A 20,656-nucleotide genomic window follows, 5' to 3' on the forward strand; every position below is an offset into this window, starting at 1 on the left:
TGCGCGTCGCAAAGCAGGCCAGGCAGTCGCGGCCTCGCCGCCTTCGGGCGCGCGGGGGCGAGGAAAGTCCGGACTCCACAGGGCAGGGTGATGGCTAACGGCCATCCGTGGCGACACGCGGAACAGGGCAACAGAAAGCAAACCGCCGATGGCCCGGCGCAAGCCGGGATCAGGTAAGGGTGAAACGGTGCGGTAAGAGCGCACCGCGGCGACGGCGACGTTCGCCGGCACGGTAACCTCCACCCGGAGCAATTCCAAGTAGGCAGGCGCGCATTTTCGGATGCAGGACGGGGCCCCCGTCTCGTCTGCGGGTAGGAAGCTTGAGCGCGTCAGCAATGGCGCGCCTAGAGGAATGGCTGCCACGCGTTGCGTGCTTCGGCGCGCAGCGTGCACAGAATCCGGCTTATCGGCCTGCTTTGCCGTTCGAATGCGAAAAGGCCGGCGTCTCCCAACGGAGCGCCGGCCTTTTTTCATGCGCGTTCGCCGTGCGTTCAGCCGGCGACGATGTCGAACGAATGCGTGAGTTCGGCCGTCTTCGCGATCATGATCGACGCGGAGCAATACTTGTCGTGCGACAGGTTGATCGCGCGTTCGACCGTGGCCGGGTTCAGGTTGCGGCCGGTGACGGTGAAGTGGAAGTGCACCTTCGTGAACACCTTCGGATCTTCGCTCGCGCGCTCGGCCTTCAGCGTGACCGAGCAGCCGCTGACTTCCTGGCGGCTCTTCTTCAGGATCAGCACGACGTCATAGGCCGTGCAGCCGCCGGTGCCGAGCAGCACCATTTCCATCGGGCGCGGCGCGAGATTGTGACCGCCGCCTTCGGGCGCGCCGTCCATCGTGACGAGATGGCCGCTGCCGGTCTCGGCGGAAAACGCCATGCCGTCCTGGCCCATCCAGCTTACTTTGCATTCCATGCTTGCACTCCAGCGTTGCCTGATTCGGATTCGATCCGGCATTGTAGCCCGCTGCGCAACGGTCGGCTGATGCGCTGCACGACGCGCAATGCCGGCGCCGCCCGCGCGGCCTGCCGAACGGCCAATTCCCCTGCGGAATTAGGGGTTTTGTTCTAGACGAAGGCGGTTCCCGATCATGCTTGCTGCGATCATGTGATTGATTTAAAAGAGAAAATCGTTTTCTCAAGCGGGCCGTCAAAAAATCCCACATTATGATGTTCGATTTCGTAATGCAAATTTTCTTGTGAAGTCGACGACGCGTTCGTATAATGAGCCTCATTGGTTGTCGCGCTGCGGCAACCTCCGAATGTCTCCTCCACCCTCCTCCTATGGTGGATTAAGCCCGAACCAGCCGTTCGGGCTTTTTTTCGTCCCATGCAAACATCGGCGCGCGGCTTGCGCGGCCCGGCAGCGTCACGCGGGCTGTCTGGCCGCCGGCTGCGACGTCGCCCCGGGCGGCGTGGCGGGCGAGCGTGCGTCGGGCCCCGGCGCGCGGACGGCCGACGCATGGCCGTGGCCGCGTGAGCAGAATTGGCGAACGCGTTCGCGCACCGCGCGCAGGCGGGCGACGCGCTCCTCGGCATGGGCGGCCCGGGCTTCGGCCAGGCGGGTATCGAGTGCGTCGAGCTTGGCTTCGCAGTCGGCGCGGGCAGCGGTGGCAGGCGTCGCGGCGGCCAGCAGCGCGGCCGCAAGGAAGGGCGTGAGTCGTTGATTCATCATGCTTGTTTGTTGTTTTCCGTGTTCGGCCGGTCTGGCGCGGCAAGGTCGCGTGCCGCGCGTCGATGGGTGCCTCCCCGGGCGCTCGGTTCGCCTGGCTGGTCGGGGCACGACCGGATTTTGGCCCATTTCGGCCGTCGTGCGCACGGGAAGTGGATTCTCTTTGACCGCGTTGCCGTATTTCCTTTATAATTCAGGGCTTTTCCGCATTCATGCCCACGGAAAAAGAACAGGGAGAGCCTGCACCGCGCCTCGAAGCGCACACAGACAAGCAGGAAGAACACATCGGGCAAAGCAATTTTTTTGGATCGATCATGAAGACGTTTTCCGCAAAAGCCCATGAGGTGACGCGCGAATGGTACGTGATTGACGCGACGGATAAGGTTCTCGGCCGTGTTGCCAGCGAAGTGGCACGCCGTCTGCGCGGCAAGCACAAGCCTGAGTTCACCCCGCACGTCGACACTGGTGATTTCATCATCATCATCAACGCAAGCAAGTTGAAGGTCACGGGCAACAAGACTCTGGACAAGAAGTACTACCGTCACTCGGGCTACCCGGGCGGTATCTATGAGACGACGTTCGGCAAGATGCAGGAACGCTTCCCGGGCCGCGCGCTCGAGAAAGCGGTCAAGGGCATGCTGCCGAAGGGCCCGCTCGGCTACGCGATGATCAAGAAGCTGAAGGTCTACGCTGAAGCTACGCATCCGCATTCGGCTCAACAGCCGAAGGCGCTCGAGATCTAAGGGGAGCCCACATGATCGGTAACTGGAACTACGGTACGGGCCGCCGCAAGAGCGCAGTCGCACGTGTCTTCATCAAGGCTGGCAAGGGCGACATCATCGTCAACGGCAAGCCCATCGCTGACTACTTCTCGCGCGAAACGTCGCTGATGATCGTGCGTCAACCGCTGGAACTCACGAACCACGGCCAGACGTTCGACATCAAGGTCAACGTCAACGGCGGCGGCGAAACGGGTCAGGCAGGTGCAGTGCGCCACGGCATCACCCGTGCACTGATCGACTACGATGCGACGCTGAAGCCGTCGCTGTCGAACGCAGGCTTCGTCACGCGCGATGCACGTGAAGTCGAGCGTAAGAAGGTCGGTCTGCGCAAGGCACGCCGCGCAAAGCAGTTCTCGAAGCGTTAATTCCGCTTCATGGCCGCGCCGCTTTCGGGCGGTGTTCGCCGAAAAAACCGCCAGCTTTCGCGCTGGCGGTTTTTTTATGGCCGCTTCCAGGCCGCCGCAGCGGCAGCCCGCGCGGGTCCGCTTGATGAAATCGACAAGAACCTGTTGATTTCATGGACTTCAGCACGATCTTCCGAACGGCCCTACAATAGCGGCTAAAGCTTCTTGGAGAGTTCGCAATGAACGCTGTTACCGAATCCGCAGCAACGACCACCGACATGCCGGTTCCGTTCGTCTTCACCGACGCCGCGGCTGACAAGGTCAAGCAACTGATCGACGAAGAGGGCAATCCCGACCTGAAGCTGCGCGTGTTCGTGCAGGGTGGCGGCTGCTCCGGCTTCCAGTATGGCTTCACGTTCGACGAGGAAGTCAACGAGGACGACACCGTGATGGACAAGAACGGCGTCCAGCTCCTGATCGACTCGATGAGCTACCAGTACCTGGTCGGCGCCGAGATCGACTACAAGGACGACCTCAACGGCGCCCAGTTCGTGATCAAGAACCCGAACGCGTCCACCACCTGCGGGTGCGGTTCGTCGTTCTCGGTCTGAGCGCACGACAGATCCGATCCGGTTCGCCGGAACGAGAAACGGGGCTTCGTGTCCCGTTTTTTTATGCCCGTTTGCGATGAAAAGACGACGCCTGCCGTGCGGCAGGCGTCGCGTCAGCGCGGATAGAGCGCGCCGAGCACGCGGTTGCCGGCCGCCCCTGTGACCGTTGCGAGATTGCCGGGCAGGCGCGCGGTGAAGCGGTACGCGAGCCATGCGAACGCGAGCGCCTCGACCTGCTGCGGCGGCACGCCGAGCGCGGCCGTCGTATCGACGGTGGCCGGCACGCCCGCGTCACGCAACGCGTGCCGGAGCGCGTCGAGCAGCACCGGATTGCGTGCGCCGCCGCCGCATACGAACACGGCCTTGCAGCCTGGCGCGTGCTGCGCGATCTCGCGTGCGATCGACACGGCCGTGAGCGCCGTGAGCGTTGCCTGCACGTCCTGCGGCGCGACTTGCGCAAACGCGGCGAGTTTCGCGTCGAGCCACGCCGGATTGAACAGGTCGCGACCGGTGCTTTTCGGCGGCGGTGCGCGGAAATAGGGCTCGTCGAGCAGCGCGTCGAGCAGCGCCGCATGGACGGTGCCGCGCGCGGCGAACTTGCCGCCGTCGTCGTACGGCTTGCCGAGATGGCGGGTCGCCCATTCGTCGAGCAGCGCATTCGCGGGGCCGCAGTCGAAGCCGCGCACTTCGCCGCGTTGCGCGTTCGTATCGCCGGGCAGGATCGTGATGTTGCTGATCCCGCCGAGATTGCAGACGACGCGCGTTTCGCCCGGCGCACCGAACACCGTCGCGTGGAACGCCGGCGCGAGCGGTGCGCCGTGGCCGCCGGCGGCCACATCGCGGCTGCGGAAATCGGCGATGACGTCGACCTGGGTCAGCTCGGCGAGCAGCGCCGGGTTGTTGATCTGCCGCGTGTAGCCGCGCTCGGGGCGATGGCGCACGGTCTGCCCGTGCACGCCGATCGCGCGGATCTCGTCGCGCGACAGCCCGGCCGTGCGCTGCAATTCGTGGCAACACACCGCATAGCGCGTGACCAGCGCGTTCGCCGCGACCGATTCGCGGTCGATCTCGTCGTCGCCGGGCCGTTGCAGCGCGAACAGCGTGTCGCGCAGCGATTGCGCGAAGCCGACGAACGCTTCCGCGAGCACGACCGGCGCGTTGCCGGCCTCGAAACGCACGGCGACGCCGTCGACGCCGTCCATGCTGGTTCCCGACATCAGCCCGAAGTAGATGCCGTCGGCCGGGTGGGCGTGTTGCGGCTGTCGTTGCGGCACGTTGGGTCCTCCTGGATCGTGCGGCGCGGGCCGGTGCCGCGCGCCTTGCGCCCGATTATCCGCGCAACGTGGCGCGCCGTTAAGCGATGCGCGCGCAAGTTATGGGAAAATCACTGTTTTTGCGACATTCTTCCTGGCACCGATGAGCACCGAACCCAGTTCCAAGCCTGTTTTCCCGATCACCGACGAAGTCCGGCATGCGCTCGCCGTCACGAAGCGCGGCGTCGACGAGCTGCTGATCGAGGAAGAGTTCGCGCAGAAGCTCGCGCGCAGCGCGGCCACGAACACGCCGCTTCGCATCAAGCTCGGCCTCGATCCGACCGCGCCCGACATCCACATCGGTCATACGGTCGTGCTGAACAAGATGCGTCAGCTGCAGGATCTCGGCCACACGGTGATCTTCCTGATCGGCGATTTCACGTCGCTGATCGGCGATCCGTCGGGCCGCAACGCGACGCGCCCGCCGCTCACGCGCGAGCAGATCGAATCGAACGCGAAGACCTACTTCGAGCAGGCCGCGCTCGTGCTCGACCGCGACAAGACCGAGATCCGCTACAACAGCGAGTGGTCGATGCCGCTCGGCGCGGACGGGATGATCAAGCTCGCGTCGCGCTACACGGTTGCGCGAATCCTCGAGCGCGAGGATTTCACGAAGCGCTTCCAGGGCGGCGTGCCGATCTCGATCCACGAATTCCTGTACCCGCTGATGCAGGGCTACGATTCGGTCGCGCTGAATGCCGATCTCGAACTCGGTGGCACCGATCAGAAGTTCAACCTGCTGGTCGGCCGCGAACTGCAGAAGCAGTACGGACAGGAACAGCAGTGCATTCTCACGATGCCGCTGCTCGAGGGCCTCGACGGCGTCGAGAAGATGTCGAAGTCGAAGGGCAACTACGTCGGTATCAGCGAGAAGCCGACCGAAATGTTCGGCAAGCTGATGAGCATTTCGGACACGCTGATGTGGCGTTACTTCGAACTGCTGTCGTTCCGTCCGATGGACGAGATCGCCGGCTTCAAGCGCGAGATCGAAGGCGGCCGCAACCCGCGCGACTTCAAGGTGCTGCTTGCGCAGGAAATCGTCGCGCGCTTCCACTCGCAGGCCGACGCGGAGCGTGCGCTCGAGGACTTCAACCACCGCGCGAAGGGCGGCGTGCCCGACGACATTCCGTCGGTCACGCTCGCTGGCGCACCGCTCGCGATCGGCCAGTTGCTGAAGCAGGCCGGCCTCGTGCCGTCGACGAGCGAAGCGCTGCGCAACATCGAGCAGGGCGGTGTGAAGATCGACGGCGCGACCGTGTCGGACAAGGGCCTGAAGGTCGAGGCCGGCGAATTCGTCGTGCAGGTCGGCAAGCGCCGCTTCGCCCGCGTCACGCTGACCGCATGATCGCGCTGATCCAGCGCGTGAAGCGCGCCGACGTGCGCGTCGGCGATCGCACGACGGGCGAGATCGGCGCGGGCCTGCTCGCGCTGGTCTGCGCGGAGCGAGGCGACACCGAAGCCGCGGCCGACAAGCTGCTCGCGAAAATGCTCGGCTACCGCGTGTTCAGCGATGCCGCCGGCAAGATGAACCTGCCGGTGTCGAACATCGACGGCGCGGGCCGCGCAGGCGGCCTGCTGCTCGTGTCGCAGTTCACGCTGGCCGCCGATACCAACAGCGGGCTGCGTCCGAGCTTCACGCCGGCCGCGCCGCCCGACGAAGGCGCGCGGCTGTTCGACTATTTCGTCGCGGCCGCGCGGGCGCGTCATCCGGTCGTCGAGACGGGCGAGTTCGGCGCCGACATGCAGGTATCGCTCGTCAACGACGGCCCCGTGACGTTCTGGCTGCAAGTGCGGCCCTGATTCCTCCCCCGAGACGCGCAGCGATGGCCACCACCCAGATACTTTTCATCCGCCACGGCGAGACGGCCTGGAACCGCATCAAGCGCATCCAGGGGCACATCGACATCCCGCTGGCCGACACCGGGCTCGCACAGGCGCAAAAGCTCGCCGCGCGGCTCGTACGCGACGCGCGTGACGGTGCGCGGATCGACGCGGTCTATTCGAGCGACCTGATGCGTGCGCAGCAGACCGCGCAGCCGTTCGCCGATGCGCTCGGGTTGCCGCTGCTGCTGCGCGACGGGTTGCGCGAACGCTCGTACGGTGCGTTCCAGGGGCACGACAGCAGCGAGATCGAGGCGCTGTTTCCGGACGCGTACGCGGCGTGGCAGACGCGCGACCCCGGCTTCGCACCGGAAGGCGGCGAGTCGCAGCGCGCGTTCTATCACCGCGTGCTGCATGCGCTCGAGCCGATCGTGGCCGCGCATCCGGGCGGCCGGATCGCGTGCGTCGCGCACGGCGGCGTGCTCGACTGCGTGTACCGGTTTGCGAACGGCATCGAGCTGTCGGCGCCGCGCAGCTATCAGTTGCTCAACACGAGCATCAACGTCGTCGATTACGTGGACGGGCGCGCACAGGTCGTGCAGTGGGCCGACGTGTCGCATCTGGACGCCGCCAGCGACGACGACGGGTACCGCAAGGTGCTCTGAGCCGGCCGGCCCCGTCCGGCACGGCCGGCCGGGGTGTTCTTCTGCGCGGTGCGCGCCGCTTACTGCGGCAGCGCGTGGCGCGTCTTGTAGTCGAGCGCGTACGCGATCTTGCCGGGCTTGTCGGCCGTGATCGGCTGGCGCAGCTTGTCGAATTCCCCCTTGTTGTACTTCTTCCCGCCGTTGATCGCGTCCGCGCGCCCGAGATCGGCGCCCGTCTTGCCGTCGATCACCGGGTCCGTGGCCGCGACCATACGCGTCGACGCGTTCCAGACCGCGTTCAGGTAGCCCGTGTCGGCCTTCGCCGGGTCCGGGTCGGTCGTGCCGGCGCGCGTCAGGTCATAGGCAGCGAGCGAGAACGTGCCCGGTTGCGCGCGCAGCCAGTCGGCCCAGTAGAACTCGAGGTAGTCCGTGGATTGAGCGGGCTTGCTGTAGCCGATGTCGCGCGTGAAATAGACGAGCGAGCGGTAGCGGTCGTTCGTCATCCCGAGTTTCAGGCCGAGCCCGGTCGGCAGTTGTGCGGCGCTGATCGGCTTGCCGTCGCCATTCTTCAGGCGCAGGTAGCCGCGGCTTCGCATCTGCTGCCAGAACGCATCGCCCGAGTAGTCGCTGAGGTTGTCCTTGACGACGACGTGCACGTGCAGCGCCGGGCCGCCGTCGGGCGTCTCGTAGTAGGTCGACAGACCGTGGTGGCCGTCGGTCAGGTACAGCGCATCGCCGTTCGGGCCGATCACGACCGGGTTCAGCACCGAGCGGTCGCGGGCGTTCGCGTCGGTCGTCATGCACGTGTAGCTCGCGGGCTCGCGCAGCACCGACCTGGCCGTGTAGCCGCCCGAAGCGACGCCGCCGAGGCCTTCGTCCGCGCAGAAGTCGTCGAATTTCTTGTCGGGCTGCAGTTCGTAGCGGCCGAGCTTGTAGTAGATCTGGTCGTAGCCGATCGCACCCTGCGTCGGATGGAGATCGCCGAGCGTCACGTCGATCAGGTCGCCCGCGCGAGCGGCCTTCCACTTGCCCGCCGGCGGCGTGACGGTGGCGGGCGGCGTGGGGGCAGGCGCGGCCGGGGTGCCGCCGGACGGCGTTTGCGCGTCCGAGCGCGCGACGGCGGTGACGTCGTCGCCCCCGCAGGCGGCGAGCGCGAAGACGGTGGACAGGCTGGCGGCAAGGGCGAAACGGATCGGCAGGCGTGGCATCGCGGGCATCGGTGTCGGTCGGGTGTCAGTCTGGTGGGCGGGACACCGCGCGGGTCACGGACAGGCGGGACGGACGGTGCGTGCGACCGTGCGCGGGTGCAAGCCCGTCAGCTTGACACAGGTATTTGACAGTAAATTGAAATGATACGAAGAAGCGGATCGTCAGGCGGGCGGTGTGCCGTCGGGCGGTACCGCGGTGGCGCGGCGGCGCGCGCGCTTCGACGCGCCGTTCACGAGCGCCCAGCGCAGCACGGGCGCGACGGCCCGGATGCCGGGCCGGACCACCGCGCGTCGCAGCGGCGCGAACGTCGATACGCCGAGCATGCGCTGCGCCCATGGCGGCAGCAGGTCGATCCCGGCGTGCATGACCAGCGACGCCGCCGGCCGCAGCGCGGGCCTCGCGACCGGCACGTTCAGCAGGATGGACATCACGTCGAACGTGCGCGGGCCAGCCTCGAGTTCGGGCTGCATGCGTGCGAGATACGCGGCGACTTCGGCGCGCGAACGGGGGACCGCATGTGCGCCGAGCAGTTCGGCGACCAGCGCCGTTTCGGCGTAGTAGCGGTCCTGCAACTCGCCCGGCAGCGCCGGGTTCACGTAGCGCAGATGCGCGGCGAGGAAACTCGACACTTCGGCGACGTGCACCCAGGTCAGCAACGCCGGATCGTCGGCGCGATAGGGCCGGCCGTCCGGCGCGGTGCCCGATATGCGCGCGTGAATCGCTTTCACGCGCTCGATCAGCGCGAGTGCGTCCGCGCGACTGCCGAACGTCGTGCCGGTGATGAACGTGGCGGTGCGCCGCAAGCGGCCCAGGATGTCGGTGCGAAACGACGAGTGATCCCAGACGCCGGCGAGTGCGAGCGGATGGAGCGCCTGCAGCAGAAGCGCGGCGATGCCGCCCGTCATCATCGACGTGAAGTCGGCATGCACGCGCCAGCAGATCGCGTCGGGGCCGAACAGCCCCGGGTCGCCCGGCGGCGAAGAGAGGTCGAGCGACGGGCCGCCGCCGCCCACCGTCAGGTGCGTGACGCCGGCCACGAGCCGCTTGCGGATCGGCTCGGCCCAGCGCGGGCCCGGTGCGGGTGCGGCGGGGTGGCTGGGGGGCGTGGTCATGGCGGGCGCGGCTCGGGCGGCGGGTGGGTTAGTCCCCGTCGGGCGTATCCCATTCGCCGCGTTCGGTGCGACGGGCGTCAGGTACGGAAAGCCCGAAGTGGCGATAGGTGAGCAGCGTCGCGACGCGCCCGCGCGGCGTGCGCTGCAGGAAGCCCTGCTGGATCAGGTACGGTTCGAGCACGTCCTCGATCGTGTCGCGCTCTTCGCCGATCGCCGCCGCGAGGTTGTCGATCCCGACCGGGCCGCCGTCGAACTTGTACAGGATCGCTTCGAGCAGCTTGCGGTCCATTAGGTCGAAGCCGACCGGATCGACGTCGAGCATCGCCAGCGCGGCATCGGCGACGGCCGCGGTGATCTGGCCGTCCGCCTTCACTTCCGCGAAGTCGCGCACGCGGCGCAGCAGCCGGTTCGCGATCCGCGGCGTGCCGCGCGCACGCTTCGCGATTTCGAGCGCACCGTTCGGATCGATCTGCGCGTTCAGCAGCGACGCCGAACGCCGCACGATGCGCGACAGCTGATCGGCGTCGTAGAACTCGAGGCGCGCGACGATCCCGAAACGGTCGCGCAGCGGGTTGGTCAGCATCCCGGCGCGGGTGGTGGCGCCGACCAGCGTGAACGGCTGCAGGTCGAGCTTCACGCTGCGCGCGGCCGGCCCTTCGCCGATCATGATGTCGATCTGGTAATCCTCGAGTGCCGGATACAGGATTTCCTCGACGACCGGCGACAGCCGGTGAATCTCGTCGATGAACAGCACGTCGTTCGCTTCGAGGTTCGTCAGCAGCGCGGCGAGATCGCCCGCGCGCTCGAGCACGGGGCCGGACGTCTGGCGCAGGTTCACGCCCATCTCGCGCGCGATGATGTGCGCGAGCGTCGTCTTGCCGAGACCCGGCGGCCCGAACAGCAGCACGTGATCGAGCGGCTCGGAGCGGCGTTTGGCGGCTTCGATGAAGATTTCGAGCTGGCCGCGCACCTTTTCCTGGCCGACGTAGTCGTCGAGCTGGCGCGGCCGCAGCGCACGTTCGAACACCTCCTCGTGCGACGAGGCGGGCGTGGCGGCGATGATCCGCGGCTCGGTGGCGAGTTTGTCGGTTTCAATCATGCGGCCATTGTACCGCGCGCCGCTGTCCCGCCTACCTGGCCGAACGGCCGACTGGCGGGTGCCGCGCCGCCGCGCGACACTGGCTTCGACGCACCGCTTTCAGCGTACCGCCCGGCGGCGCGTCATGCGCACGTCATGCCTTCGACAGCGCCTTCAGCGCGAGCTTGATGCCTTCGGACACACCGGTGCCGGCCGGCACGTTCTTGATCGCGGCGAGGCCTTCCTTTTCGGAATAGCCGAGCGCGAGCAGCGCGTTGAGGATGTCGGTCGCGTGGTCCGACGGCGAAGCGGCGCCGGCGAGCGCGCCGAGATCGGCGCCGAGCTTGCCCTTCAGTTCGAGCAGCAGGCGCTCGGCCGTCTTCTTGCCGATGCCGGGCACGCGCGTGAGGCGCGCGGCGTCCTGCATCGTCACGGCCTGGGCGAGTTCCTGCACGCTCATGCCGGACAGCACGCCGAGCGCCATGCGCGCGCCGATGCCGGTGATCTTCAGCAGCTCGCGGAAGGTCGTGCGCTCCTGCGGCGTCAGGAAGCCGTACAGCAGGTGCGCGTCCTCGCGCACGATCTGCTGCGTGAGCAGCACGACGCGTTCGCCCGTTTGCGGCAGGTTGTAGAAGGTGCTCATCGGCACGTCGATTTCGTAGCCGACGCCGTTGCAGTCGACGAGCAGGTGAGGCGGGTTCTTTTCGAGCAGGATGCCGGCGATGCGACCGATCATGGATGGCGGGATGCGAAGAAGAAAGCGCGAGTGTAGCGCACGTGCGGCGCCATGCCGACGGGATCGGCCATCACGCCGGTGCGATGGCGGCGCGCGGGCGCGCCGCGTGCGGTCACGACGGTCGATCGGGCGCGCCGCGCGCGGGCAGCCGGTGTCAGCCGACGAGGCGCCCGCGCCGCACGCGCAGGCCTTTCTTCGCGAGCGCCGGCGCGAGGCCGCCGAGCGTGCTGAGGGTGTTGCCGCCGTGCGCGTGGCAGATCGCCATGCCGAGCGCGTCGGCCGCGTCCGAGCCGGGCTGGCCGGAAAGGTTGAGCAGGCGCGTGACCATTTCCTGCATCTGCGTCTTGGTCGCGCGGCCGTAGCCGACCACCGCCTGCTTGAGCTGCAGCGCCGTGTATTCGGCGACGGGCAGGCCGCCCGCGACGAGGCCGCAGATTGCGGCGCCGCGCGCCTGGCCGAGCAGCAGCGTCGACTGCGGGTTCACGTTGACGAACACCTTTTCGATCGCGGCCTGATCGGGGGCGTGCTCGCGCACGATGGTCGAGATGCCCTGAAAGATCGTGCCGAGCCGGGTGGCCAGGTCGGCGGTCGGCGTGCGGATCACGCCGCTCGCGACATACGCGAGCCGATGGCCGCTGACGTCGATGATGCCGAAGCCGGTGACGCGCAGGCCGGGGTCGATGCCAAGGATTCGCATGAGTAAGGAGAAAAGCCCGATGCAGCGATACTACAACGAATGGTGCGGGGCGCCGGCCGCACGGTGGCGCGCGAGGGCGCCGCGCAATAAAAAACCCGGCGGGTGCGATGCCGCCGGGTTGTCGTGCAGCGGCCGCGCGGGCCGCATGCGATCAGTGACGGAAGTGGCGTACGCCCGTCAGGACCATCGCGATGCCATGCTCGTCGGCCGCCGCGATCACTTCGTCGTCGCGCATCGAGCCGCCCGGCTGGATCACGCAGGTCGCGCCTGCCGCCACGACGACGTCGAGGCCGTCGCGGAACGGGAAGAACGCATCCGATGCCACGGCCGAGCCGGCCAGCGTGAGGCCCGCGTTCTGCGCCTTGATGCTCGCGATGCGCGCGGAATCGACGCGGCTCATCTGGCCGGCGCCGACGCCGAGCGTCATGCCGTTGCCGCAGAACACGATCGCGTTCGACTTCACGTACTTCGCGACTCGCCATGCGAACAGCAGGTCGTCCATTTCCTTCGCCGTGGGCTGGCGCTTCGTGACGACGCGCAGCTCGCTCGGCTGCACGTTGCGCGAATCGAGCGACTGCACGAGCAGGCCGCCGCCCACGCGCTTCAGGTCGAATGCATTGTGGCCGTCGCCGAGTGCGATTTCGAGCAGGCGGACGTTCTGCTTCGCGGCGAATACCTGCTTCGCGGCGTCGGAGAACGACGGGGCGATCAGCACTTCGACGAACTGCTTGGCCACCGCCTGGGCGGCCGCTTCGTCGACTTCGCGGTTGAACGCGATGATGCCGCCGAATGCGGAGGTCGGGTCCGTCTGGAATGCCTTCGCGTACGCGTCGGCCGAATCGTTGCCGACCGCGACGCCGCACGGGTTCGCGTGCTTGATGATCACGCAGGCCGGCGCGTCGAACGTCTTCACGCATTCCCACGCCGCGTCGGAATCGGCGATGTTGTTGTACGACAGTTCCTTGCCCTGCAGCTGGCGGTAGTTCGCCAGTGCGCCGGCCGGCGTCGCGAGGTCGCGGTAGAACGCGGCGCTCTGGTGCGGGTTCTCGCCGTAGCGCAGGTCCTGCACCTTGTCGAACGCGATGTTCAGCGTGGCCGGGTATGTGCTGCGCGACGCGTGCTGCAGCTCGTCGGTCAGGCTCGTCAGGTAGTTCGTGATCGCGCCGTCGTATTGCGCGGTGTGTGCGAACACCTTCGTCGCGAGGCGGAAGTTGGTCGGGTAGCCGATCGCATTGCCGTTCGCCTTCATTTCATCGAGCACGACCGCGTAGTCGGCCGGGTCGACGACGACCGTCACGTCGCGGTGGTTCTTCGCAGCGGAGCGCAGCATCGTCGGGCCGCCGATGTCGATGTTCTCGATCGCGTCGGCAAGCGTGCAGTCGTCCTTCGCGATCGTCGCGACGAACGGGTACAGGTTCACGACGAGCAGGTCGATCGTCGGGATGCCGTGCTGTTCCAGCGCCTGCATGTGCTCGGGCAGGTCGCGGCGGGCCAGGATGCCGCCGTGCACCTTCGGGTGCAGCGTCTTCACGCGCCCATCGAGCATTTCCGGGAAGCCCGTGTAGTCGGCCACTTCGGTAACGGGCAGGCCCGCGTCGGCGAGGAGTTTCGCGGTGCCGCCCGTCGACAGCAGCTTGACGCCGAGGTCGGACAGCGACTTCGCGAAGTCGACGATGCCGGTCTTGTCGGAAACGGAAATGAGCGCTTGCTTGATCATGATGGAACCACCAGTAGCCAGGGAAACGGGGACGGGACGGCCGCTTACAGCAGGCCGTGCTGCTGCAGCTTTTTGCGCAGCGTATTGCGATTGATGCCGAGGTACTCGGCGGCGAGCGACTGGTTGCCGCCTGCCTGTACGAGCACGACCTCGAGCATCGGCTTTTCGACGCAGGACATCACCATTTCATAGACGTCGTGCGGATTGGAGCCGTCTAGATCCCGGAAATACACGTCCAGGCTCTCGCGGACACATTGTTCGATGTTGTGCTTGCTCATGCTGCTAACTGGTTATGGTCGTCCGACTCGCCCTGGCCGTTTTCCTCTTCGTCATCGACGTAGACGAGGTGGTCCGACAGCGCCTTTTGCGCCTCGAAGAATGCATTGACGGCGGCGAGCTGCTCGCGGGTGGAATCGAGCGTGTTCATCCTGTGCCGGAACCCGTTGGCACCGGAAAGGCCGCGAGTGTACCAGCCGATGTGCTTGCGCGCAGTACGGACGCCCGTGAATTCACCATAGAACGCGTAGTGGTCTTCCAGGTGTTCGTTCATCACGTGCTGGATCTCGTCGATCCGCGGCGGGGGCAGCAGCTCGCCGGTTTGCAGGAAATGATCGATTTCGCGGAACAGCCACGGCCGGCCTTGCGCGGCGCGACCGATCATCAGTGCATCGGCGCCGGTGGCATCGAGCACGGCCTTCGCCTTCGCGGGCGACGTGATGTCGCCGTTCGCGACGACCGGAATCCGCACGGCCGCCTTCACGGCCGCGATGGTGTCGTACTCGGCGTCGCCGCGGTACAGGTCGGCGCGCGTGCGGCCGTGCACGGTGAGCATCGAGATGCCGGCGGCTTCGGCCAGGCGTGCCACCGTGATCGCGTTCTTGTGCTCGCGATCCCAGCCGGTGCGGATCTTCAGCGTGACGGGCACCGCATCGGGCCCCGTGCCGACCGCCGCGACCACGGCCTCGACGATTCGCTGCACGAGCGGCTCGTTCTGCAGCAGCGCGGAGCCGGCCGCGACGTTGCAGACCTTCTTCGCCGGGCAGCCCATGTTGATGTCGATGATCTGCGCGCCGTTGTCGACGTTGTAGCGGGCCGCTTCGGCCATCATCGCCGGATCGGCGCCGGCGATCTGCACCGCGATCGGCTCGACTTCGCCTTCGTGGTTCGCGCGGCGCATCGTCTTCGCGCTTTTCCACAGCTGCGCGTTGGACGCGACCATCTCGGACACCGCGTAACCGGCGCCCAGCCGCTTGCAGAGCTGGCGGAACGGACGATCCGTCACGCCGGCCATCGGGGCGACGAACAGGTTGTTACGCAATACGTGAGGGCCGATAACGGGCATCGCAATGGCGCCGCCCGCGGCGGGCGCGGGCAGGAAAAGGGCAGACGGAAACGCGCATTTTACCGTATTCCCATGCCCCGCCGATTTGACCCGGTTTGAGTGACGCGGCCGGGCGCGCCGCACGTCAGTTGCGCTGGCCGAACATCATATGGCGCGCGATCATCCGCTTGAGCGGCGGCACGAACTCGAGCGCGGTGAGCGCGGCGCCGCGCAGCAGGGGGAGCGGGCCCGAATCGATCGTGAACAGGCGCGCCAGCGTATCGGTTGCGCCGATCGTGAAGCGCCGGTCGAGCGCGCGGCGCGCGTTGAAGGCGGCGAGCGCGATCGGCTCGAAGCCTTGCGCGGATAGCGTATCGACGAGCGTATGCGCGTCGCGCAGCCCGAGGTTGAGCCCCTGGCCCGCGACGGGGTGCAGGGTTTGCGCGGCATTGCCGACGATGGCGACGCGGCCGTTGACGAGCGTCTGCGCGGCGTTCAGCCCGAGCGGGAACGACGCGCGGCCCGCGATCGCGACGAACTCGCCCATGCGTTCGCCGAATGCGCCGCCGAGCTCGCGCAGGAATGCGTCGTCGGGCAGCGCGGCGCGGCGCGCCGCTTCGTCGGGCGTGCAGCACCAGACGAGCGCGTACTCGGCCTGACGCGGACCGCCGAGCGGCAGCAGCGCGAGCGGGCCTTCGTGCGTGAAGCGTTCCCATGCGACGTTCGGGCGCGGCGCGGATACCGTGACGGTGCCGACGAGCGCGGTCTGCCCGTAGTCGCGGCGATGCTTGGCCGTATCGGCCTGCTGTTCGTGGAACAGCCCGCCCTCGGCATTGATGACGATGCGTGCGCGCAGCGTGCGCTCGCCTTGCGGGCCGTCGAGCGTCAGCATGACGCCGTCGGCGTCCTGCTGCGGCGCGCGCGCGGTGGTCGACGTGAGCCAGTCGACGCGCGTGCCGCGCACGGCGCCCGCGAGCGCCTGCACGAGCGAGCCGTAGCGCACGACGTAGCCGAGCGCGGCGAGGTCGTGCTCGTCGCGCTCGATCAGCGTGCGGCCGAAATGGCCGCGCTGCGACACGTGGATATGTTCGATCGGCGTCGCGTCGGCGGGCCATCCGAGCGTGTCGAGCAGCACGCGGCTGCCGTGCGACACGGCGATCGCGCGCGGATCGTTCGCGCTCGCGGCCGGTTCGCGCGCATCGATCAGCGCGATCGACGCGTGCTGCGTGGCGCTGCGGCGCGCGAGCCAGCCGGCGAGTGCGAGCCCGACGGGGCCCGCGCCGACGATGGCGAGGTCGTAGTCCGGCGTGGCCGGGGAAGAAGCGGTCGTCATCTTGAGTGGTGAAACGGAGGTAACGGTCGGCGGCAGCCGGTCATGCGCCCGCGCGCATCAGCGCTTCGATCTCGTCCGCCGCGACGGGCACGCCGCGCGTGATCAGTTCGCAGCCGTGCTCGCGCACGATGGCGTCGTCCTCGATGCGGATGCCGATGTTCCAATATTCGGGCGGCACGTCGTCGGCGGCGCGCACGTACAGGCCGGGTTCGATCGTCAGCGTCATGCCGGCCTTCAGCGTGCGCCACGGCAGCGCGCCGTTGCCGTCGCGCTCGGCGAGCCGCTCGCGGTAGTCGCCGCAATCGTGCACGTCCATGCCGATCCAGTGGCCGGTGCGGTGCATGTAGAAGCGCGTGTACGCGCGCTCGGCGATCACGTCGTCGACGTTCGAGAAGCGTGTTTTCGGAATGATGCCGGTGTCGAGCAGGCCCTGCGCGAGCACGCGCACGGCAGCGTCGTGCGGCGCCTCGAACGGCACGCCCGCGCGCGTCGCATCGATCGCGGCCTGCTGCGCGGCAAGCACGATGTCGTACAGCGTGCGCTGCGCGGGCGAGAAGCGCCCGTTCGCCGGGAACGTGCGCGTGATGTCCGACGCGTAGCCGTCGAGTTCGCACGCGGCGTCGATCAGGATCAGGTCGCCGTCTTGCGCGACCGCGTTGCCGGCCGGGTAGTGCAGCACGCACGCGTTCGCGCCGGCCGCGACGATCGAGCCGTATGCGGGCGACTGCGCGCCGTGCTTGCGGAATACGTACAGGAGCTCGGCCTCGAGTTCGTATTCGCGGATGCCGGGGCGGCACGCCTGCATCGCGCGGCGGTGCGCGAGCGCGGAGATGTGCGCGGCGCGCATCATGATCGCGAGCTCGTGCTCGTCCTTCACGAGCCGCATGTCGTCGAGCAGCGGCGTGAGGTCGAGCATCGCGTCCGGCGCGGCGACGCCCGTGCGCGCGAGCGCCCGCACCGCATCGAGCCAGCCGGCGAGCTGGCGCTCGAAGGCGGCCGATGCGCCGAACCGGTAGTGCACGGTGCCCGCGTCGGCGAGCAGGCGCGGCATTTCGGTGTCGATCACGTCGACCGCGAACGCCGCGTCGAAGCCGAACGTGTCGCGCGCGGCGTCGGGCCCGTAATGGAAACCTTCCCAGATCTCGCGGTCGGCATTCTTGCCGCGGCAGAACAGGATCGACTCCGGCGCGCCGTGCGGCGCGGCCGTGTTCAGCACGAGCACGGCATCCGGCTCGGTGAAGCCCGTCAGGTAGTGGAAGTAGCTGTCGAACCGGTACGGATAGTCCGTATCGCGGTTGCGCGGCACTTCGGGCGCGGTGGGGACGATGGCGACGCCGCCGCCGGCGGCACGCAGTGCGGCAAGCACGCGTTCACGGCGCTGGCGGTAGACGTCGACGGCGATGGCGGTATCGAGGGGCGCATTCATCGTGCGATTGTAGCGCTGCGGGACGCCGTGCGTGAGAGGAGGGGCGGCAAGCCGCCCGGGAAGGCCCGCGCCGCGGTTGTTGCAAACCATCCACAGGCCGGCCGGGCGATTTTCTGTCGCGCCGCGCTGGCCGGTTATGATCGGCGACAACGTATACTCTCGGCGGTTCCCTTAAAAAGGCAGATGATGAAATTAATCGGTTCGCTCAGCAGCCCGTACGTCCGCAAGGCGCGGATCGTGCTGGCTGAAAAGAAGATCGACTACAAGCTGGAGCTCGAGAACGTGTGGGCGCCGGAGACGGATATTCATGCGGCGAATCCGCTCGGCAAGGTCCCGTGCCTCGTGATGGAAGATGGTGCCGCGGTGTTCGATTCCCGCGTGATCTGCGAATACGTCGATACGCTGTCGCCGGTCGGCAAGCTGATTCCGCCGTCGGGCCGCGAGCGCGTCGAGGTGCGCTGCTGGGAAGCGCTGGGCGACGGCGTGATCGAAGCGGCGGTCGCGATTCGTCTCGAACACACGATGCGCGACGAGGCGCAGCGCAGCGCGAGCTGGATCGCGCGCCAGCAGCGCAAGATCGACGACGGGCTCGTCGCGATGTCGCAGGGTCTCGGCGGCAAGACGTGGTGCGTCGGTAATCATTACTCGCTCGCCGACATCGCACTCGGCTGCGCGCTCGGCTATCTCGACTTCCGGATGCCCGAGCTCAACTGGCGCGATCGTCACCCGAACCTAGACAAGCATTTCGTAAAGCTGCAGCAGCGGCAATCGTTCGCCGACACGCTGCCGCAGAACTGAGCCGCAGCCGCTCACGCATTCACGCACGCAAGCATTCGCCAGACGAAAGAAAAGCGCCCCGCGGGGCGCTTTTCTTTTTGCCGCGCAGGCCGCCGCCGGCGCGGGGCGGCAGCGCGTCACTCGATCGACGCGTACACGGCTTCGCCGAGCGTGAACGAATCGCTGCGCGCGATCGGCCACCATTTGTCGTACAGCGTGAAGCCGCAGGTGTTGCCGTCGAGCAGTGCGCCCGGTTTCAGGTACTTCAGCAACTGCGACATCAGCCGCACCTCGTGCGGCGCGACCCGCTGCACGATGTGATGCGCGCGCAGTTCGGACGGATGCGCGAGGCCGGCGGCCTGCACGAGTTCCTGCAGCGCGTGCAGCGTATTGCGGTGGAAGTTGTACACGCGCTCGGCCTTGTCGGGCACGACGAGCGCGCGCTGGCGCACCGGGTCCTGCGTCGCGACGCCGGTCGGGCAGCGGTCGGTGTGGCAGTGCTGCGCCTGGATGCAGCCGACCGCGAACATGAAGCCGCGCGCCGAGTTCACCCAGTCCGCGCCGATTGCGAGCGTGCGGGCGATGTCGAACGCGGAGATGATCTTGCCGCTCGCGCCGATCTTCACGCGATCGCGCACGCCGATCCCGACGAGCGTGTTGTGCACGAGCAGCAGCCCTTCCTGCAGCGGCACGCCGACGTGATCGGTGAATTCGAGCGGCGCCGCGCCCGTGCCGCCTTCCGCCCCGTCGACGACGATGAAGTCCGGCACGATGCCCGTCTCGAGCATCGCCTTCGCGATCCCGAAGAATTCCCACGGATGGCCGATGCACAGCTTGAAGCCCGTCGGCTTGCCGCCCGACAGCGTGCGCAGCCGTTCGACGAATTCGAGCAGGCCGCGCGGCGTCGAGAATTCCGAGTGCGTCGCGGGCGAGATGCAGTCCTTGCCCATCGGCACGCCGCGCGTCTCGGCGATCTCCGGCGTGATCTTCGCGGCGGGCAGCACGCCGCCGTGGCCGGGCTTCGCGCCCTGCGACAGCTTCACCTCGATCATCTTGACCTGCGGATCGGCGGCCTGCTTCGCGAACTTGTCGGGGTTGAACGTGCCGTCGTCGTTGCGGCAGCCGAAGTAGCCGGACGCGATTTCCCAGATGATGTCGCCGCCGTTCTCGCGGTGGTATTTCGACAGCGAGCCTTCGCCGGTGTCGTGCGCGAAACCGCCTTTCTTCGCGCCGAGGTTCAGCGAGCGGATCGCGTTCGCGGACAGCGAGCCGAAGCTCATCGCCGAGATGTTGAAGATCGAAATGTCGTACGGTTGCGCGCGATTCGCGCCGACGCGGATGCGGAAATCGTGGTTCGGCAGCTTCGTCGGCGCGAGCGAATGGCTGATCCATTCGTGCGCGACGGCCTTCACGTTCAGTTCGGTGCCGTACGGGCGATTGTCGGCGACGTTCTTCGCGCGCTGGTAGACGAGGCTGCGCTGCGCACGCGAGAACGGCTTTTCGTCGGTGTCGTCCTCGACGAAATACTGGCGGATTTCAGGTCGGATGAATTCGAACAGGAAGCGGAAGTGGCCCCAGAGCGGATAGTTGCGCAGGATCGCGTGGCGGTCCTGCTTCAGATCGTACAGGCCGAGCGCGACGAGCGCGGCCGGGATCACGAGCCACAGCCACGCGATCGTGTGCCGGGCGGCGAGCGCCGCGACGGCCACGAACAGCAGGGCCGCGCACCACATCGCGATATAGCGTCGGGAAAACATGGGGACTCCATCGTAATTGTCTGGATGGCCGTCACGTCGCCAGGATCGCGCGGCGGCCGGCAGGTCGGCGCCCGAGGCATCGCGCAGGCCCGGCGGGCATGCTGCCCGTGCCGTACCCGCCGCCGCCGGCGCCCACGATGGTCGAGAGTCTACTACGGGTGTCGTGAAGCTCGCGTTGCCGAGCGGGCGTCGCCTGCCGGCCGGCTTCGGCCGGGCGGATGAACGGGCTGTGCGCCGGGTTTCAGCCGGGGATCGTCGCCGAAATTTTCATCGCGGTTGAACGGCACGCGCGGCCTACGGCCCGGTCG

The 20,656-nt window shown here is 67.6% G+C and carries 22 protein-coding genes and 1 other RNA gene; 9 read left to right on the plus strand and 14 right to left on the minus strand.

Annotated features, from left to right (window positions below; all coding sequences use genetic code 11):
- Positions 1-10: 10 nt before the first annotated feature.
- An RNA gene (gene rnpB / locus WJ16_RS03000) (RNase P RNA component class A) lies at positions 11-422 on the plus strand.
- 69 nt (positions 423-491) lie between these two features.
- Here the strand turns inward: rnpB and WJ16_RS03005 are convergent.
- Both WJ16_RS03005 and WJ16_RS03010 read right to left on the minus strand, forming a co-directional pair.
- The gene (locus WJ16_RS03005) at positions 492-956 is read right to left on the minus strand and encodes an OsmC family protein (RefSeq protein WP_076605865.1); all 465 of its coding nucleotides are present in this window, start codon (positions 954-956) and stop codon (positions 492-494) included.
- A 411-nt stretch (positions 957-1,367) separates the two neighbouring features.
- Entirely contained in the window at positions 1,368-1,673 is a 306-nt protein-coding gene (locus tag WJ16_RS03010; protein WP_069255780.1) for a DUF1090 family protein, read from the minus strand.
- 311 nt (positions 1,674-1,984) lie between these two features.
- On the opposite strand from WJ16_RS03010, the gene rplM reads away from it, so the two are divergent.
- Genes rplM through erpA form a run of 4 tightly spaced genes read left to right on the plus strand, consistent with a single transcriptional unit; the run spans position 1,985 to position 3,407 of the window.
- The gene (gene rplM, locus WJ16_RS03015; RefSeq protein WP_009687896.1) at positions 1,985-2,413 is read left to right on the plus strand and encodes a 50S ribosomal protein L13; all 429 of its coding nucleotides are present in this window, start codon (positions 1,985-1,987) and stop codon (positions 2,411-2,413) included.
- Between the two features lie 11 nt (positions 2,414-2,424).
- On the plus strand, positions 2,425-2,817 hold the full coding sequence (gene rpsI / locus WJ16_RS03020) for a 30S ribosomal protein S9 (protein ID WP_011883283.1): 393 nt from the start codon (positions 2,425-2,427) through the stop codon (positions 2,815-2,817).
- Positions 2,818-2,826: 9 nt separating this feature from the next.
- Positions 2,827-3,015: a hypothetical protein gene (locus tag WJ16_RS32775; protein ID WP_226240777.1), complete on the plus strand. Its 189-nt coding sequence runs from the start codon at positions 2,827-2,829 to the stop codon at positions 3,013-3,015.
- Between the two features lie 20 nt (positions 3,016-3,035).
- Entirely contained in the window at positions 3,036-3,407 is a 372-nt protein-coding gene (gene erpA, locus WJ16_RS03025; protein ID WP_069255781.1) for an iron-sulfur cluster insertion protein ErpA, read from the plus strand.
- Between the two features lie 113 nt (positions 3,408-3,520).
- Here erpA and WJ16_RS03030 read toward each other — a convergent pair whose 3' ends face one another.
- Complete coding sequence (locus tag WJ16_RS03030) at positions 3,521-4,681, minus strand: anhydro-N-acetylmuramic acid kinase (RefSeq protein ID WP_069255782.1); 1,161 nt, start codon at positions 4,679-4,681, stop codon at positions 3,521-3,523.
- A 142-nt stretch (positions 4,682-4,823) separates the two neighbouring features.
- Between WJ16_RS03030 and tyrS the strand changes: the two genes are divergently transcribed.
- The 3 genes from tyrS to WJ16_RS03045 are packed head-to-tail and all read left to right on the plus strand — an operon-like array spanning position 4,824 to position 7,206.
- Entirely contained in the window at positions 4,824-6,065 is a 1,242-nt protein-coding gene (gene tyrS / locus WJ16_RS03035) for a tyrosine--tRNA ligase (RefSeq protein ID WP_069255783.1), read from the plus strand.
- The gene (gene dtd / locus WJ16_RS03040) at positions 6,062-6,520 is read left to right on the plus strand and encodes a D-aminoacyl-tRNA deacylase (RefSeq protein ID WP_069255784.1); all 459 of its coding nucleotides are present in this window, start codon (positions 6,062-6,064) and stop codon (positions 6,518-6,520) included. The genes tyrS and dtd overlap by 4 nt, the downstream gene beginning before the upstream one ends.
- Positions 6,521-6,543: 23 nt before the next feature.
- Complete coding sequence (locus WJ16_RS03045; protein WP_069255785.1) at positions 6,544-7,206, plus strand: histidine phosphatase family protein; 663 nt, start codon at positions 6,544-6,546, stop codon at positions 7,204-7,206.
- A gap of 59 nt (positions 7,207-7,265) precedes the next feature.
- Here WJ16_RS03045 and WJ16_RS03050 read toward each other — a convergent pair whose 3' ends face one another.
- From WJ16_RS03050 to WJ16_RS03095, 10 genes are all read right to left on the minus strand, one after another.
- Positions 7,266-8,393, minus strand: a complete 1,128-nt coding sequence (locus WJ16_RS03050; RefSeq protein ID WP_069257935.1) for a ParB/Srx family N-terminal domain-containing protein — start codon at positions 8,391-8,393, stop codon at positions 7,266-7,268.
- 162 nt (positions 8,394-8,555) lie between these two features.
- Positions 8,556-9,506: an oxygenase MpaB family protein gene (locus WJ16_RS03055; RefSeq protein ID WP_069255786.1), complete on the minus strand. Its 951-nt coding sequence runs from the start codon at positions 9,504-9,506 to the stop codon at positions 8,556-8,558.
- Between the two features lie 28 nt (positions 9,507-9,534).
- Positions 9,535-10,605 (minus strand): Holliday junction branch migration DNA helicase RuvB, encoded by a 1,071-nt coding sequence (ruvB, locus tag WJ16_RS03060; RefSeq protein WP_069255787.1) that lies wholly within the window; start codon positions 10,603-10,605, stop codon positions 9,535-9,537.
- 133 nt (positions 10,606-10,738) lie between these two features.
- Positions 10,739-11,320: a Holliday junction branch migration protein RuvA gene (ruvA, locus tag WJ16_RS03065; protein ID WP_069255788.1), complete on the minus strand. Its 582-nt coding sequence runs from the start codon at positions 11,318-11,320 to the stop codon at positions 10,739-10,741.
- Positions 11,321-11,474: 154 nt separating this feature from the next.
- Positions 11,475-12,017: a crossover junction endodeoxyribonuclease RuvC gene (gene ruvC, locus WJ16_RS03070; protein ID WP_069255789.1), complete on the minus strand. Its 543-nt coding sequence runs from the start codon at positions 12,015-12,017 to the stop codon at positions 11,475-11,477.
- A 151-nt stretch (positions 12,018-12,168) separates the two neighbouring features.
- Positions 12,169-13,734 carry a bifunctional phosphoribosylaminoimidazolecarboxamide formyltransferase/IMP cyclohydrolase gene (gene purH / locus WJ16_RS03075; protein ID WP_069255790.1) on the minus strand — a complete coding sequence of 522 codons (1,566 nt, stop codon included), beginning with the start codon at positions 13,732-13,734 and terminating at the stop codon, positions 12,169-12,171.
- 44 nt (positions 13,735-13,778) lie between these two features.
- Positions 13,779-14,012: a Fis family transcriptional regulator gene (locus WJ16_RS03080; protein ID WP_006476892.1), complete on the minus strand. Its 234-nt coding sequence runs from the start codon at positions 14,010-14,012 to the stop codon at positions 13,779-13,781.
- Positions 14,009-15,076, minus strand: a complete 1,068-nt coding sequence (gene dusB / locus WJ16_RS03085; RefSeq protein ID WP_006497523.1) for a tRNA dihydrouridine synthase DusB — start codon at positions 15,074-15,076, stop codon at positions 14,009-14,011. The genes WJ16_RS03080 and dusB overlap by 4 nt, the downstream gene beginning before the upstream one ends.
- Positions 15,077-15,200: 124 nt before the next feature.
- Positions 15,201-16,388 carry a UbiH/UbiF/VisC/COQ6 family ubiquinone biosynthesis hydroxylase gene (locus WJ16_RS03090; protein ID WP_069255791.1) on the minus strand — a complete coding sequence of 396 codons (1,188 nt, stop codon included), beginning with the start codon at positions 16,386-16,388 and terminating at the stop codon, positions 15,201-15,203.
- A 40-nt stretch (positions 16,389-16,428) separates the two neighbouring features.
- Positions 16,429-17,814 carry an aminopeptidase P N-terminal domain-containing protein gene (locus WJ16_RS03095; protein WP_069255792.1) on the minus strand — a complete coding sequence of 462 codons (1,386 nt, stop codon included), beginning with the start codon at positions 17,812-17,814 and terminating at the stop codon, positions 16,429-16,431.
- A gap of 183 nt (positions 17,815-17,997) precedes the next feature.
- Here WJ16_RS03095 and WJ16_RS03100 point away from each other — a divergent pair, with 183 nt between their 5' ends.
- Positions 17,998-18,612 carry a glutathione S-transferase family protein gene (locus WJ16_RS03100; protein WP_069255793.1) on the plus strand — a complete coding sequence of 205 codons (615 nt, stop codon included), beginning with the start codon at positions 17,998-18,000 and terminating at the stop codon, positions 18,610-18,612.
- A gap of 116 nt (positions 18,613-18,728) precedes the next feature.
- Here WJ16_RS03100 and WJ16_RS03105 read toward each other — a convergent pair whose 3' ends face one another.
- On the minus strand, positions 18,729-20,348 hold the full coding sequence (locus tag WJ16_RS03105) for an FMN-binding glutamate synthase family protein (RefSeq protein WP_069255794.1): 1,620 nt from the start codon (positions 20,346-20,348) through the stop codon (positions 18,729-18,731).
- Positions 20,349-20,656: the final 308 nt, after the last annotated feature.

This window comes from Burkholderia metallica (assembly GCF_001718555.1).
Classification (GTDB): Bacteria; Pseudomonadota; Gammaproteobacteria; order Burkholderiales; family Burkholderiaceae; genus Burkholderia; species Burkholderia metallica.